At 62.7% G+C, this 1,304-nt stretch carries 2 protein-coding genes and 1 pseudogene; all 3 read right to left on the reverse strand.

The annotated features are described in order from the left end of the window. On the reverse strand, positions 1-494 hold a 494-nt coding region (locus EOA86_RS34935), incomplete at its 3' end, for an NAD(P)H-dependent oxidoreductase (protein WP_164892337.1). Beyond that, positions 494-1,075, reverse strand: coding sequence for an NAD(P)H-dependent oxidoreductase (locus EOA86_RS34940; protein ID WP_164892338.1), 582 nt, complete (start codon positions 1,073-1,075; stop codon positions 494-496). The genes EOA86_RS34940 and EOA86_RS34935, both read right to left, overlap by 1 nt. Then, a pseudogene (locus EOA86_RS34945) lies at positions 1,075-1,304 on the reverse strand (FAD-binding oxidoreductase); the annotation flags it as partial. The pseudogene EOA86_RS34945 and the gene EOA86_RS34940, both read right to left, overlap by 1 nt.

Genomic DNA, 1,304 nt, shown 5'->3' on the forward strand with positions numbered 1-1,304 from the left:
GTCCTGCAGCGGGTGGCGCAGAGTGCCCGCATGCCGCGCAGGATTGTCCTGCGTCCCGGCTGGCCGACGACGACGCTCCACCAGGTCGGTGCGCCGCAGGTCGTGATCACCCCGATCTTCGTCACATGCCTCATCAGCGACTGAATCCGTCGGTTGCCGGCCGGCAGCCGGAAGGCGACGTCGGTCGCCCAGACCCGGTCGAGCCAGCCCTTCAGCATTGCCGGCAGCCCATACCACCATGTCGGATAGATAAAGAGAATTGCCTGGGCCCAGTTGAGATTTTCGATGTGCGGCTTGAGCACCGGATCCTGTGGGGCGTGTTCATTGTAGGAGCGTCGCTCGCCGCAGCCCATGACCGGATCGAAATTCTCCGCATAGAGGTCGAGCAGCCGCACCTCCCAGCCCCTCGCCTTCAGCACCTCGATGGCACTATCCCGGATCGAGGCGCAAAAGCTTTCCGGGACCGGATGGCAGTAAACCACCAGGACCCGCATCAGAAGGCATCCATGCTGGCGGCGACTTTTGCCGTGAATCTCTTCCGCGTTTCATCGGTCGACAGGTTCATCGAATAATGCGCAAGATAGGCCACGGAGGCACCTGGCTTGACCGTGGCGCGCAACACACGCTTGACCAGCTTGCGCGGCGGGTCGCCCATCAGCATGGCGTGCAACCGGCTGCCCCCATAGGTGGTGACCGCCGCCAGCTTGCGGATGTTGTGCAGCGACGGCTGCACCTTGCCATTGACCAGCTTGAACGAGACGCCGGGCAGGAAGACACGGTCGAAAAAGCCTTTCAGGATCGCCGGATAGCCGAAGTTCCACACCGGAAACGACAGCACCAGCGCCTCGGCCCGCAGCAGGCGCTCGACATAGGGCGCTGCCGGATCACCGGCGCCGCGATCGTCGTGATAACCGAGCCGCTCGGCCCGCGTCAGCCGGGGATCGAAATTCTCGGCATAGAGATCGCAGTCGTCGACGGCGTGGCCGGCTGCCGTCAGCCGCTCGACGATCACCTTGTGCAAACCGGCATTGAAGCTGGTCTCGACCGGATGGGCGTAGAGAACGAGGATGTTCATCACCCCGCCTTCTGCAACCCCTTGAACAGGAACGACTTGCCCGAGCGATAATCGTAGTCCGGGTTTTCCCAGGCGATCATCTTGCCGGGATTGAGCAGCCCTTGCGGATCGGTCTCGTGCTTGAAGGCGAGCTGCACCTCGTCGGTCTGCTTCATGCCGCCCTCTTCCAGCGTGTAGCGGTGCGGGTTGAAGACCCAGCAGCCATTCTCTTCGTGGATGCGGATTATCT

This window comes from Mesorhizobium sp. M5C.F.Ca.IN.020.32.2.1 (assembly GCF_004023105.1).
Lineage (GTDB): Bacteria > Pseudomonadota > Alphaproteobacteria > Rhizobiales > Rhizobiaceae > Mesorhizobium > Mesorhizobium wenxiniae.